Annotated in this window: 7 protein-coding genes; 1 reads left to right on the top strand and 6 read right to left on the bottom strand. The window is 58.6% G+C overall.

Features of this window, described 5'->3' with window-relative positions:
* Positions 1–3: 3 nt before the first annotated feature.
* Positions 4–1,086, bottom strand: coding sequence for a DNA primase regulatory subunit PriL (gene priL / locus BLR35_RS14320; RefSeq protein ID WP_090383337.1), 1,083 nt, complete (start codon positions 1,084–1,086; stop codon positions 4–6).
* Between the two features lie 137 nt (positions 1,087–1,223).
* Here priL and BLR35_RS14315 point away from each other — a divergent pair, with 137 nt between their 5' ends.
* Positions 1,224–2,081 carry an alpha/beta fold hydrolase gene (locus BLR35_RS14315; protein WP_090383335.1) on the top strand — a complete coding sequence of 286 codons (858 nt, stop codon included), beginning with the start codon at positions 1,224–1,226 and terminating at the stop codon, positions 2,079–2,081.
* Positions 2,082–2,088: 7 nt separating this feature from the next.
* Here the strand turns inward: BLR35_RS14315 and BLR35_RS14310 are convergent, their stop codons facing one another.
* From BLR35_RS14310 to BLR35_RS14290, 5 genes are all read right to left on the bottom strand, one after another.
* A complete protein-coding gene (locus tag BLR35_RS14310; RefSeq protein ID WP_090383333.1) occupies positions 2,089–2,409 on the bottom strand; it encodes a DdfA family disk-determining factor in 321 nt (106 codons plus the stop codon).
* Between the two features lie 81 nt (positions 2,410–2,490).
* A complete protein-coding gene (locus BLR35_RS14305) occupies positions 2,491–3,183 on the bottom strand; it encodes a helix-turn-helix domain-containing protein (protein WP_090383331.1) in 693 nt (230 codons plus the stop codon).
* 517 nt (positions 3,184–3,700) lie between these two features.
* Entirely contained in the window at positions 3,701–5,116 is a 1,416-nt protein-coding gene (locus BLR35_RS14300; protein ID WP_090383328.1) for a CARDB domain-containing protein, read from the bottom strand.
* A gap of 71 nt (positions 5,117–5,187) precedes the next feature.
* Positions 5,188–12,111, bottom strand: coding sequence for a S8 family serine peptidase (locus BLR35_RS14295; protein ID WP_170831039.1), 6,924 nt, complete (start codon positions 12,109–12,111; stop codon positions 5,188–5,190).
* 747 nt (positions 12,112–12,858) lie between these two features.
* Positions 12,859–13,602 carry a DNA polymerase sliding clamp gene (locus tag BLR35_RS14290; RefSeq protein ID WP_090383322.1) on the bottom strand — a complete coding sequence of 248 codons (744 nt, stop codon included), beginning with the start codon at positions 13,600–13,602 and terminating at the stop codon, positions 12,859–12,861.
* Positions 13,603–13,615: the final 13 nt, after the last annotated feature.

The raw sequence follows: 13,615 nt of genomic DNA, 5'->3' as shown, positions 1-13,615 counted from the left end.
TCGTCACTCGGCACTCGCCGCTTCTTCTTCACCCTGCGCTTCCCGCCAGTCCTCGATTTCGTCGTCGTCGGCGTCGTCGATCCGCTCTTCGTAGTAGGCCATCGGGTGTGGAATCCGCTCGCAGAGGTCGTCCTTGTTCACGCAGTCGCCGTAGGACTGCATCGTCGCACACGAGGGTGGCGAGTACTCCGTCGGCGAGGTGTCCCCGCGGATGTGGTCGGTCTGGTAGCGAGTCATCTCCTCGCCAAAGGAGGAGTTCACGCGGTAGAGATCGACGATCTCGTCGGTTTTCATCCCGATGCTCGTCAGGAAGGCAGTGATCGCGAACCGAGAGTGATGTGGTAGGTGTTCGCCCTTCTGGACGTCGTCGAGCAAGGCCTTCATACACGGCGGGAACAGGTCCGGCACGACGGTGTCGATCTCGCGCGTGAGATCGAGGTCCGCGAGCACGTCCCGGATCTCGGCGGCTTCCGCCTCGAGTTCGCCCGCGATCGCGTCCGGCACGTCGAAGGGGAGTCCCTCGTCGATACGGGTGCGGATCGCCTCGCGGACGAGCGTGAGCAGTTCTTCCTCCGAAAGCGGGACCTCGCCGGCCGAGAGGGGCCGGTTGACCAGTCGCCACTCGTCGGTCCAGAGGTCCTCGGCCAGGGGGACGTAGCTCCCGACGTCCATCCGGTAGCCGCCCGGCGTCTCCCGGACGTCGTCCGCGAGGTCGAACTCGGCCAGCAGTTCCTCGAGGTCGAGGCCGGTCGACTCGACGCTTTTCAGTTCGGTCGTGTCGGCCATGTCCTCGGTGAACCGTTCGTAGGCGGTCGCGGCCTCGGCGCGGGCGTACTTGCGCACGAGGACGCGTTCTTCGACCATCGAGACCAGGACGCGTGCGACCGGGTAGGAGAGCAATTCGGTGCGGGTATCGCGGTGCGAGTCGCCGACTTCGCCGTCCTCGATCGCAGTAATCACGCGTTGGGCGGCGCGCTCGACGACCGCCCGGTCCTGCTCGACGACGGTGGCGAGATCGACCGCCTCCGTCGCGACCGTCTCGCGAGCGGCCTCGAGAAACGGATACCGGGCGTGGAGCGTCTGCATCGGTAAGAGGATATTACTGCGGCGGCATAAACGTCGTGATCCACGACTCGAGGGTAACACCGTATTACCGTCGTCGTCGGTTTCGTTACTCGAACGAGAGGATCGATTTCAAGAGGATCCGACACGTCACTCCGGGTATGCCACGGGCGATGCGGGACGGCGTGTCGATCTACTACGAACGCGACGAGAACGACGACAGCGATCCAGTAGTTTTCCTCCAGGACGTGGGGGCCGGCCGCTGGACGTGGCGCTGGCAACGCGAAGCCGTCGCCGACGAGTACGAGGTGCTCGCCCCCGACAGCCGCGGCACCGGCCGGTCCGACGCCGGGTTACCGCCGCTCGTGTCCCGGCTCCCGGGAAAACTGCGCACACCCCTCGTTCTGAACGCCGCTGGCTACTCGGTTGCGGGACTGGCCGCCGACCTCGAGGCCGTCCTCGAGGACGCCGGACTCTCGAGGGTGCATCTGGTCGGCGCGGGCCTCGGCGGGATGGTCGCCCAGCAGTACGCGATCGACTTCTCGCGGGCGAAAACGCTGACGCTGTGTGGGACGACTCACGGCGGCGGCGACGCGGTTCCGATCCCCGACGAGGGGAGAGAACACCTCGTTGCGAGCGCCGGAACCGACCGCGAACGGATTCGAAAGCGGATGCGTCCCCTCTTCACCGAACGGTTCACGAACCGCAACCCACACCTGATGGACCGTATCGTCGAGTGGCGACGCGAACAGGATGCGAACGATCCTGCCCGCGAAGCACAGGCCGCGGCCTTCCTCGCGTTCGACGTCGGCGACCGACTGGACGAGATTCGCGTCCCGACGCTGGTCGTCCACGGGACCGACGACCGCGTGGTGCCGGTCCAGAACGGGCGACTGCTGGCCGAGAAGATCGCCGATAGCCGACTCGAACTCGTCGACGGAGGATCACACTTCGCGTTCGTCGAGAACGCGACACAGGTAAACGAGGCGTTGCTGTCCTTTCTCGCGGACCGAGACTAGGGCTCGGTCAGGCGCTCGAGGCTGCGTCCGTCGCCGTCCGGATCCGGACCTCGCCATCGCTGCGGACGCCGACGTCGAACCCCTCGTAGGTAAACCACAGTTCGTGGTTCTCGTCGCCGGACCGTGAGTCGTCGAATAGCGCGTCGAGTGCGTCCGGATCGATGGCCTCGTACAGCGGCGTGATCTCGAGCGGATCCTCGTCGGTGACCGAGGAGACGGCGTCGACGACCGTCTCGCTCGGTTTGTCGCCGCCGTTCGGGTCGAACGTCGCCACGAATTTAGCGTCGTCTGAGTCCGAGGACCGTTCGGAATCGTCTGTGGAGGGCATACCTCCCCTACGCTCGTCTCGCTAGTAGGCACTATCCTTACTATGTAGTACTTTTAAGTGAGCGTTTACGTACGTCGGTCATCACCGATCGCTGAGCGACGTCGCTCGCTCGCGTTCGATCTGCCCCCCGCTGGAGCCGAACAGCCCTGCCAGCAGATTTCGGTGCCCGCGACGGAGTCGCCCGGCGAGTGACTGGCGCGTAATCTCGAGCTCCGTCGCGAGGTCGTCGAGGGTCGCCCGCCGCGGATCGTCGAAGTATCCTCGCTGGAAGGCCAGTTCGAGTGCCTCGAGCTGTGGCGGCGTGATTCGTTCGTCACCGTTCCCGTCGTCGTACTCGAGTGGCAGTAGCCGGGAGAGGTCGATTCTGACGCCGACGTTTCGACACCGATCCTGGAACGCCCCGAGTTCGTCGTGGTCCGCGACGCGGAGTCGAAACGTCCACTCGTTTCGTTTTCCGGTCGCAGAGAGCAGCGTGACGTCGGAGTCGACGATAGCACTGACGATGCCATCGATATTGGGATCCCAGTTTACCCGATAGAGCAACCCGCGACTCTCCAGTTCGTCGACCAGCGTGAACTCGCTTCGTTCACACGCAGTCTCGAGGGCGTTCGTTACCGCCGCTCGACTCGCTCCCTGGATCCAGACGTAGGGAAACAGCGAGTCGCTGGTCGGCACGATTCGCTCGAGTTCGACCGAGACTCCCGGCAGCGTCGCGAACAGCTCTCCCAGCGGAAATGCGTTCCCCTCGACGGAAAACTCGACGAGCGTTGCCATCGACACGCGGTGACGAGAGCCGGTCGCATAAATTCGAGGGTACGCGTCATTGCAGGCGAACGTTCGACGATAACGACGGTATACTACAGGTTCGCAGTCCACTTACCGCACTATCCAGCAGATAAGCGGCCGGGAGTCACGGCAATCCGTGAGGTTGACCTCGTAGCGTACAAGGCCAACGCGGAAGGTTTCTGTGTGAAATAACACGAGTCGGCGGTTTCCGAAGTGTGGATACACGAGCGATGGGATCCGTCCGAAGCAGGCAGAGTTTACTGATACGTCCCCCTCCACCGTGTGCGGGCCAGTTGAATATGGTTCGAACGTCGATTCGGTGGGAACGTAACCGAATCCTGAACGGTGTCGATGCCGGCACAGGTTCGTCTCGATGGTAGTCATAGTTGTGATCGATCACAAGACGAGCGTGTCGGCTCCGCTGGCTGGTGTTGGATGAAAAAAGGCAAAATTCGGGATCAGGGGAACGGGTATCGTCCCGCTCCGACCGGTATTTGTCCTCGTATTACAGGCGACGCGCGAGAAGCGCGACCGCCAGTAGCGTGATGACTGCTGCCGTGGCGCCGAAGCCGGGGATGCCGTCGTCTTCCGTGACGGTGATCGTCACGCCGTCGGCATCGCTGACGGTAACGTCGTAGTCTCCCGGTTCGTCGAACGCCTCTGTGAACGTCACGGTCGCGGCATCGCCGCCGTCGGCGGTGACATCCTGTCCGTCGACGACCTCGCCGTCGACGAGCAACTCGGCAGTAAACGTGCCGGTTTCATCGCCGATGTTCTCGACCGTGGCGGAGACGTCGATCTCGTCGCCGGCCTCGATCTTATCGTCGGACACCTCGACGTCGAAGACGTCGAACGCGGCGGGTTCGGGTTCGGTCACTTCGACCGTTCCGACGTCGAATTCGCCGACCGCAACGTCGTAGTCTCCCGGTTCGTCGAACGCCTCTGTGAACGTCACGTCGGTGGCTTCGTCGGGATCGAGACCGACCGTCTTCTCGTCGACGACGTCTCCGTCGACGACGAACTTGACGGACGCTTCGCCAGTCTCGCTACCGATATGCTCGATCGTGGCCGTAACGGTCACCGTTTCGCCGACACCGATCACGCTGACCTCGAGTTCGCCGTCGGTGACTTCGAACTCGATTGGGTCGGGGTCAGGGTCTGGGTCCGGGTCCGGAGACGGGCCTGGTGACGGCGACGGGCCTGGTGATGGATCATCGTCGTCTTCGGCAACTAGCGTCACCGTATCCTCGTCGTTGACGGTACTGACCGTCGCGTCGACTTCGCCTTCTTCGTCGAGTTCGTAGTCGAACTCGAGCGCTTTGCTTTCACCGACGTCGAGTTCGAGGTCTTCGATCTTCTCTTCGAGGGTACCGTCGACCGCGAACTCGATATCTGACTGACCCGAGACGTCGCCGGTGTTTTCGATGTCGGCAACGACGGTTGCCTCGTCACCGACGTCGACCGTCGTCGTCGATTCGTCGATGATGTCGACGGCGAAGTACGGCGGATCGCCGACGTCTTCGCCCTCGAGGGAGACTTCTTCGATGTCACCGGACTCCCATTCGACGTCGGGTTCGGCGTCGACTTCCTCCCCGTTGACGAGGAAGGTGACGTCCTTCCCGGTATCGGTCGAACTACCGCGGACCTCAAGTTTCTCGTCGTCAACCGACGGGCCACCGAATTCACCTTCGTTTTCGACTGTGATCAGCCCGCGTTTCTCACCGTCGATTTCGGCTGCGATAACTGTTCCTTCGGGTGCTGGCTCGCCGTCGATTTCGACGTCGCCGTAGTAGCCTGCCGGGATCTCGGGTGGATCGTCGTCCGCGAGGACGGGAGCCGCCCCGACACCGAGTGCGACGGCCGACAGCAGCATGACCGCTGCGAGCGCGAGCGCAACGAGGCGACTACGTGCCCCGGTCATCTCGCAGTTACCTCCGTTGTATTCTGCTTCATTGGTTGTAAGATAATATTGGGAGATTATTTATTCAGTAATTATTCACCAGAGTCGACGGTGACCGTCGTTGACTCAGAGGCCACACCACCGAGTTCGGCACTGACCGCGTAGTCACCTTCATCAGATTCCTGGAACGTACCACTCTCGTCAGCGTTGGTCCAGGTGAACGCGCTGTCGTCGTCTTCGACGACGTTATCGAATTCGTCGAGGGCGGTAGCGCCGAACTCGAGTTCTTCGTCAGGAGCGACAGTCCGGTCATTAGCGGGGTCGATTTCGACTGAATCGACATCACTGGCTTCGACAGTGACCGTCGTCGACTCAGAGGTCACACCACCGAATTCGGCGGTGACATCGTAGCTACCGGCGTCGGTTTCGTCGAATACACCGCTCTCGTCAGCATTGTTCCAGTCGAATTCGCTGTCGTCAGTTTCGAGTTCGTCTCCATCTTCGTCGAAGGCAGTGGCGTCGAAGTCAATGGTTTCACCGGCTTCGACGGTCCGTTCTTCGGCTGGTTCAATTTCGACCGACTCGACTGCTGGCTCTTCGACGGTGACCGTCGTCACTTCAGAGGTCACGCCGCCGAGTTCGGCGGTGACCGTGTAGTCGTCTTTGTCAGACTCCTGGAACGTACCACTCTCGTCAGCGTTAGTCCAGGTGAACTCGGTGTCGTTGTCTTCGACGACGTTATCGAATTCGTCGAGAGCGGTAGCGTCGAACTCGAGTTCTTCGTCAGGAGCGACTGTCTGGTTTTCAGCTGGGTCGATTTCGACTGAACTGATATCATTGGATTCGACGGTGACCGTCGTCGTTTCAGAGATCACACCACCGAGTTCGGCGGTGACCTCGTAGTTACCGGCGTCGGTTTCGTCGAATACGCCGCTATCGTCAGCATTGTTCCAGTCGAATTCACTGTCGTCGGTTTCGAGTTCGTCTCCATCTTCATCGAAGGCAGTAGCGTCGAAGTCAACGGTTTCACCAGCTTCGACGATCTGATCTTCGGCTGGTTCAATTTCGACCGACTCGACTGCTGGCTGTTCGACAATGAGGGTGCCTTCGATGCTGTCGTCTTCCGTCGAGACATCGACGTCGTAGGAGCCATTACTGAGGTTCCCAGTGACAGCCTCGAATGTGACAGTTTCTGTCTCACCGGGCTCGAGTTCGTCAGTTTTAGCGTCCTCTTCGACGTCAGCGTTACCGATCTCGAGGTCTACATCGAACTCGCCGGCTTCGTCACCCACGTTTTCGACTACGACCGAGACATTTTCGTTATCGTCCTCAACGATCGTTGCATCAGCGCCCTCTCCGGCGATGTCGAGGTTGGAGAGCGCAGCCGTAGCAACTTGTTCGATCTCGATTTCCGTGCTGACGGAGTCATCATCACTGGTGACCGTAATATCGTCGGCACCAGCGTCACCTTCTTCGGTCTCCCAGGTTAGGGTAATATTCGTTTCGTCGCCAGTATCGAGGCTGACGGTTTCCTCATCGACGTTTTCTCCACCGAAGTCTTCGAGTTCGATGGTCTGTTCGCCGTCGTCAGTACCGACGTTCTCGACGGTGGCATCTACGTCGAGGTTCTCACCTTCGGTTACCGGATCGTGGGTGTCGCTGATCTCGATCTGGAAGTCGTCAGTGAGTTCCTGGACAGTAAGGTAACCTTCGACGGTGTCATCTTCCGTCGAGACGTCGACGTCGTAGGAGCCATCACTGAGGTTACCAGTGACTGCTTCGAACGTGATGGTTTCGTTCTCATCGGGCTCGAGTTCGTCGATCGAACTCTCTTCTTCAATGTCACTCTCGTTGATTTCGAGGGTGACGTCGAACTCGCCGGCTTCGTCACCAACGTTTTCGACTACGACCGAGATGTTTTCGTCATCTCCCTCGACGATCGTTGCGTTATCGCTCTTTTCGGCGATGTTGAGGTCGGAGAGAGTACCCGTAGCAACTTGTTCGATCTCGACTCCCGCGCTGACGGAGTCATTATCACTGGTGACAGTAATGTCGTCGACACCAGCGTCACCCTCCTCGGTCTCCCAAGTTAGGGTAATATTCGTTTCGTCGCCAGTATCGAGGCTGACGTTTTCCTCATCGACCTTTTCGCCACCGAAGTCTTCGAGTTCGATGGTCTGTTCGCCGTCGTCAGTACCGAGGTTCTCGACGGTGACGTTTACGTCGAGGTTCTCACCTTCGGTTACCGGGTCGGAGGTGTCGCTGATCTCGACCTGGAAGTCGTCAGTGAGTTCCTGGACAGTAAGGTCACCTTCGACGCTGTCGTCTTCCGTCGAGACGTCGACGTCGTAGGAGCCATCACTGAGGTTACCAGTGACTGCTTCGAACGTGACGGTTTCGTTCTCATCGGGCTCGAGTTCGTCGGTCGTGGTTTCTTCTTCGACATCGCTCTCGTTGATTTCGAGGTTGACGTCGAACTCGCCGGCTTCGTCACCCACGTTTTCGACTGCGACCGAGATGTTTTCGTTATCGCCTTCGACGATCATCGCGTCAGTGCCCTCTTCGGCGATGTCGAGTTCGGAGAGAGTACCCGTAGCAACTTGTTCGATCTCGACTTCCGTGCTGACGGAGTCATTATCACTGGTGACAGTAATGTTGTCGACACCAGCGTCACCCTCTTCAGTTTCCCAGGTTAGGGAGATATCCGTTTCATCGCTAGCACTGAGGCTGACGTTTTCCTCATCGACGTTTTCTCCACCGAAGTCTTCGAGTTCGATGGTCTGTTCGCCGTCGTCAGTACCGAGGTTCTCGACGGTGACGTTTACGTCGAGGTTCTCACCTTCGGTTATCGGATCGTGGGTGTCGTTGATCTCGACCTGGAAATCGTCAGTGAGTTCCTGAACAGTAAGGTCACCTTCGACGCTGTCGTCTTCCGTCGAGACATCGATGTCGTAGGAGCCATTACTGAGATTACCAGTGACTGCCTCGAACGTGACGGTTTCGGTCTCACCGGGCTCGAGTTCTCCGGTCGTGGTTTCCTCTTCGACGTCGCTCTCGTTGATTTCGAGGTCGACGTCGAACTCGCCGGCTTCGTCACCAACGTTTTCGACTGCGACCGAGATGTTTTCGTCATCTCCTTCGACGATCGTTGCGTTCTCATCTTCGTCAGCGATATCGAGGGTATCGAGTTCCGACATCGCCGGCGTCTCGACCGTTAGCTCGCCGGTGATTTCGTCGTCTCCAGAGGACACGACGAGCGTGTACTCTCCACCATCGAATTCGGATGGATCGATAGCTTCGAACTCGACCGTGGTGCTCTCACCGGCGTCGACTTCGACCGCTTCTGCGGTCTCATTGTATGCGATCTCTTCGTTCGAATCGAGGATTTCAAGTTCGATATTCTGTGGTTCTTCGGCGATATCGCCGACGTTTTCGACGTCAACTGAAACGTCGAACGGATCATCCTCTTGATGGACCGTCGTAGTTTCGGGGTTGAGGTTCGAGAGCTGGTATTCCTCGTCAGCAAGGACGGTGATCTCTTCGGTCTCTATGTCCATGGGGACCGTCGCCATATCCATGGAGAGACCGGCTGCGTACTGATCACCAGCGACCTGTGAATCGAGGATGTCCTCGGTCACCGAGATCCGTTCAGTTGTCCCGTTCTCAATTGTCAGGCTTTCCGTATGGACGACGTTAGTGTCCGAATCCATACGCGCTTCGCCTGGGTTCGGACCGATTTCGGTCTGCACCTGCAGTTCGTCCGCTTCCGGACCGATATTGGTCACTTCGTAGTCGATCTGGATCTCGTCACCCGGAGCGAATTCGTTCTGATCCGCGTCACCGATGTTTCCTTCGTCACCGTCGACTTCGAGGTCATCGACGAGGAACATCGTCTCATCGGCTGTGAGTTCGAGCGTCTTGTCACCGGGCGTGAGTTGGGTTTCCTTCGTCTCGAAGCCGTTCGCTTCGACTACGACGTCCTGTTCGACTTCAGCCGGAAGTTGCGGAACCGAGACCGAGCCATCTTCTGCGGTCACGAGGTCCCAGCCAGTTCCGTCCGCTTCGATAGTTACATCTGCACCTTCGATCGGTTCACCGTCACTTCCCGCCTTCACGACCGTCAGCTCGAGGTCGTCTGCGTCGACGTTCAGCCGGTCGTTTGCCTCTTCGAGGTTGAGACCGTCCGTCGTGGTACCGAGCTGTTCGCCGTCATCGTCGACAGCGAGGAAGTATCCAGCGAACGGGTTGAGGTCGTTATCGCCCTCGTCGAGGACGCCAACGCCACCGAAGCCACCGTCTGGAAGCACGTTCGAGTGTGGCTCGTCACCTGCTTCCTGAACCTGGAGTTCTTCGCTGGTCGTCGTGAAGGCCTCTTCCGGATCGTTGAACTGTGCCGGTGCGACGAAGTTCCAACCCTCGTCAACGTCACTGCTGACGGGGCTTCCAGGTGTGCCTGCTGTCGGATCACCTTCGAACGTCACTTCTCCCACTATCTCTTCTTCGGGAACGACTACTACTGCGTCGAGGGCACCGATTTCGGTGTCAAGCGATCCAGTACTCCACTCGTTCTCCTCGTTGTCGAACGTCCAGACCGTACCTATCGGTTCTTCTTCGTTAGTGCCACTCAGTACGTCTCCGAGCGTCTCACCTTCGACTGGACCGGGGAACCCGAACGAGTACACTCTATCCTCCTGCATCGCGAAGTGGTAGTTCGGATTCTGGGTGATCGCAACGTCGACTTCGGTTTCCCCACCTGCATCAACGCTGATGTGTTCCTGCGTGACGCCGTACTGTGGCGCATGAACCGCAACGGTGTAATTACCCTCTCCAGCGATGGAGGCGGTGAACTCACCGTCGATATCGGTTCTCGTCTCAGCCTCGTCAGGGCCAGTAACCGTTACCTGGGCTCCGGACACTGGGTCGTCGCTTTCGCTGTCGGTGACTTGACCGGTAATAATGCTTTCTTCCTCGGCTTCCTCAGTTTCTTTGACAGTAATCGTTTCTACGTCACTTTCGTCGACGGGATCGTTCGATTCGTCCTGGAGTGTCGGTGGTTCTTGGACCGACACCTGCATGTCGAGATCACCAGGGACTGCATCCCCACGCAGGTCGGACCACCATCCCATCAGTCCGAGTGGGACGGTCTCTTCTTCACCTGAATCGATTTCGACCCCTGTCGGGAGCAGTGTATCGTGTTCGTCGTCAACGAACAGATACACCTCTTCCGTTTCGGTGAAGTCACCGGGGTTTTCGAACGTCGCAACTACTTCGTCGGTGTCACCGTATTCGGCTTCCTCCGGCGGATCGAACTCGGTGACCTGGATGTCCTCGGATTCAGCATCCTCTTCCAAAACTGCCGTCGGACCGGTCGTTACCGTAATCGGGTCGTCGCCTTCGTTGTCGAACGTGAGGTCGAGATCGACAGCTGCACCGACGGCTGCATCGATTTCGACCGTAAGATCGATCTCATTCGAGATCGGCTCGCCACCTTCGGTGATATCTGTTTCTTCACCGAGAGATAGCTCTTCACCCTCGTATTCGACGGCGATATTGTCTTCTTCAACGTCAGCGTTTTCAGCGACACTCCCGAGTTCGACTGTTAGAGTTTCAAGCTCGGAAACGTTTACACTGATATCGGTTTCATCGCCTTTTACGATCTCTTCGGCCTGGTCGTCGATCAGATCGGCGTCCAGCGCCGGCTCGAGCGTGAGATCGACAGTTTCCTTTTCTCCGTCATCGACTTCAACGGTCTCTTCGGCGCGTTCACCGAACTCGCTGGCGACGATATCGTGTTCTACGCCTGCTTCGACCTCAATGGAGAACTCGCCATCTCCGTCGGTTACCGCCTCTGCTGCACCAACCCAGACGTCGACCCCGGCGGGTTCTCCATCTGCGTCAGTAACGGTCCCTTCGACCGTACCCGACTCTTTCATTTCGAGCGAAGCGGCGTATGCATCGACGAGCCCGTATCCATACCGGATGTCTCGCTCTTCGTCGTCGGTCAGGAGAGCGGTTTGGTTGGAGTCGTACTCCTGATCGTACACATTCGCATCGTGGGATGCCTGGAAACCAGGCTCGTCTGGTTTCTCAGCTGAATCCTGCATGTAGTCTTTCACGTCCCATGCGTCGTCAGCGCCCTGGGCGTACAGGAGGGCAGCAACCCCGCTCGCATGCGGCGCGGCCATACTGGTTCCACTGTAGGTGTCACTATACCCGTCACCGGGAACCGAACTGTAAATACCCACGCCTGGCGCAGCGACGTCGGGCGTCGTGAACTCTTCCGGCCAGTCGTATTGGGTGCCAATGTAGCCCCATTCCTCTTCCGTGTCAATTTCGGTCCCGGTCGAGAAATCAGCGATGTCTTCATTCACATCACTTGCCCCGACTGCAAGTGCGCTGTAGACGTTCGCGGGTGTGCCTTCCGCTCCAGGTCCGTCGTTACCGGACGAAGAGACTACGAGTGTCCCTTCGTCCATCGCGTTATCGATTACCTCGGCGTAGACAGCAGCGTATCCGCCACCACCGAGGCTCATGTTGACAACGTCGACGTCTTCCTCAACAGCCCATTCGACGCCGGCCACGATTTGAGCTAACGTCCCCCCGTTGTCGAGCACCTTTCCTGCGTAGAGTTCCGCTTCTGGCGCAACACCGATGTTCGTTCCGGATTCATCGCTTCCAACGACCGTTCCGGCTACGTGCGTTCCGTGCCCGTTGGGGTCGTTGGGAGCGACATCCATTACGTTCCCGTCTTCATCGAACTGTTTCCAGTTCTCGTCGGCATCGAAGTCATCGAACTCCGGATGATCAGCATCGAGACCAGTGTCCAGAACGGCGACGGACGCTCCGCCACCCTTCGTGTCGAAGTCTTCCCACACGTTCGGCGCATTAACCTGTTCGAGGCCGTACGTGCTCTCACCGTATTCGTCCTCGAGCGAGTCAGGCTCCGGGTTGACGTGTTCCACCTCGTAGTTCGGGTGAAGTTCGGTTACGCCATCGAACCGGGTCAAGTCATCCACATCGACCTGTTGAGTGTCGACCTCTAGAAGTACGGCGTTCGTAATCCAGAAGTCGTTGAGTACTTCGAGTCCCTCGCTCGTTTCGGCAAACTCCGTCAGATGATACTGTGAGAGTTCAGCCTCCTGTTTCAGTGCAGCCTCGGAGTTACTCGTCGGTTGGACACTGCCAGTTGCTTGCGCGAAGGTCTCTGACTTCGCGGCATCTAACCTGACAAATACTTCAACAGTATCCCCCTCAGCTGCTTGTTTTTCAAGCTCGGACACTACCTCGACGTCCTCGCCTGATTGCGCTTCTATTTCGTCGACATCGATATCGATATCGTCGACGGATTGTGCTGTCCCATTACTTACCGCTGGTCCCGCGGCCATCGCGACTGGTGATGTCACCATCATCAGTGCCATGAACACCGCGAGTACAGCGACAAGACTGCGCGAGTCTATCATTGATGCAACTCCATCCATCGGCAGATGCGCCCCCTACTTATAATTATTCTAACTAGAATATTTCGTACTGAAGGAAGATCTAACAAAAAAGTATGTCTAATCTACAAGAATGCATTTCGAAAGTCAACTAGGTATTACAGACGGAGAATGAGTAATTTACCACGTGTTCGGAGCAGATATGGCTATGAATAGGGCTCCGAACCACTGGTGAAACGTTCGGCTCTACGTGATGAACCTAAAACCTACCTCTACTGCTCGAGCAGCAACTATCCTGTTTTCGATAGGGTAGGAAAGAGAACCGGGCTACTCGCTCTGGATCCGCGGCGCGAGCATGTAGGTGACCTGTCCCTGTCCCTCGGCGAAGCCGAAGTACATCTTGACGGGGAACTCCTCGCCGAGGTGCAGCGTGACCTCGGTGTCGGAGGGAATCGCCTTGTTCATGTCTTTGAGGTAGTCCAGCGAGAACAGCGAGTGGGCCGGACCGACCTGCAGGTCGATGAGGTCTTCCTCGGTGAGTTCGAGGTGGACGTCGTCGGTGTCGCCCTCCGCGTCGACGTAGAAGTACTCGTCGCCTTCCTCGACGCCGAGTGCGATGTGGTCGGAGACCATGTCGGCAGCGGTCACCGAGCGGTTGACGTCCTTGCCCTCGAGAATGACCTCGGCGGGCAGGTCCAGGTCCGGAATGTCCGGCTCCTGTCGGATGCTGTCGGGGTCGATCAGCGCGAGTGTGTACTCGAGTCCGTCGATCTGGATCTGGAGTTTGCGGGTCTCTTCGTCGAGTTCGAACTGGATGAGCTGGCCGGATTCGGCCATGCCAGCGATGTCCTCGAGGCGGGTGAGGTCGACGCCGATCAGCCCGCCGTCGGCCTCGTAGGATTCGAACGCGGCTGCGTCGAGCGAGAGGTCGACCATCCCGACGTTAGCGGGGTCGACGGCCCGAATTTCGAGCCCGTCTTCCTCGAGGTGGATTTTGCACTCGTCGACCAGCACACTCACCGAGTCGAGCGCGCTGGTGAGCGTTTCCGCGCTCACGATGGCCTTGAACATATACGCCGTGGTA

The organism is Natronobacterium texcoconense, from assembly GCF_900104065.1.
Classification (GTDB): Archaea; Halobacteriota; Halobacteria; order Halobacteriales; family Natrialbaceae; genus Natronobacterium; species Natronobacterium texcoconense.
Note: the sequence above shows the minus strand (reverse complement) of the source record. Positions and strands in the feature narration are given on the sequence as shown.

Excerpts from the sequence above, each read along its gene's own strand:
- priL (WP_090383337.1), bottom strand. The coding sequence starts at position 1,086 with ATGCAGACGCTCCACGCCCGGTATCCGTTTCTCGAGGCCGCTCGCGAG.
- BLR35_RS14315 (WP_090383335.1), top strand. The coding sequence starts at position 1,224 with ATGCCACGGGCGATGCGGGACGGCGTGTCGATCTACTACGAACGCGAC.
- BLR35_RS14310 (WP_090383333.1), bottom strand. The coding sequence starts at position 2,409 with ATGCCCTCCACAGACGATTCCGAACGGTCCTCGGACTCAGACGACGCT.
- BLR35_RS14305 (WP_090383331.1), bottom strand. The coding sequence starts at position 3,183 with ATGGCAACGCTCGTCGAGTTTTCCGTCGAGGGGAACGCATTTCCGCTG.
- BLR35_RS14300 (WP_090383328.1), bottom strand. The coding sequence starts at position 5,116 with ATGACCGGGGCACGTAGTCGCCTCGTTGCGCTCGCGCTCGCAGCGGTC.
- BLR35_RS14290 (WP_090383322.1), bottom strand. The coding sequence starts at position 13,602 with ATGTTCAAGGCCATCGTGAGCGCGGAAACGCTCACCAGCGCGCTCGAC.